Source organism: Confluentibacter sediminis (genome assembly GCF_003258355.1).
In the GTDB taxonomy this organism is placed as follows: domain Bacteria; phylum Bacteroidota; class Bacteroidia; order Flavobacteriales; family Flavobacteriaceae; genus Confluentibacter; species Confluentibacter sediminis.
This window is the reverse complement of sequence record NZ_QKPO01000054.1, coordinates 1-518: the sequence shown is the minus strand read 5'-3', so window position 1 is coordinate 518 and position 518 is coordinate 1. Positions and strand designations below refer to the sequence as shown.

The 518-nt window shown below is 61.4% G+C and carries 1 rRNA gene; it reads right to left on the bottom strand.

Annotated elements, in window-relative coordinates:
• A 23S ribosomal RNA gene (locus tag DKT72_RS18945) occupies positions 1–518 on the bottom strand; the annotation flags it as partial.

Below are 518 nucleotides of genomic sequence, written 5' to 3'. Positions count from 1 at the left end.
GGGTTCGGTCCTCCACGCGGTCTTACCCGCGCTTCAACCTGCTCAGGGCTAGATCATCCCGCTTCGGGTCCAGGACACGCGACTCAAACGCCTTTTAAGACTCGCCTTCGCTACGCATACCCCACACGGGTTATGCTCGCCACATGCCACTGACTCGCAGACTCATTTTTCGATAGGCACGCCGTCACCCCACAAAAGGGCTCCGACGGATTGTAGGCGCACGGTTTCAGAGACTGTTTCACTCCCCTCCCGGGGTACTTTTCACCTTTCCCTCACGGTACTCGTTCGCTATCGGTCAGACAGGAATATTCAGGCTTACCCAACGGTCTGGGCGGATTCGCACGGGGTTCCACGGGACCCGTGCTACTTGGGAGACGCGATCGGCAGACCATGCGCGTTCAGGTACGGGGCCCTCACCCTCTGCGGCCCGGTATTCAACCCGGTTCCCCTGACACATGGTTTTCTGCAACTGCCGGCCGGCCCGTCGGAGCCGGCGCACGCGATCCCGCAACACCCCG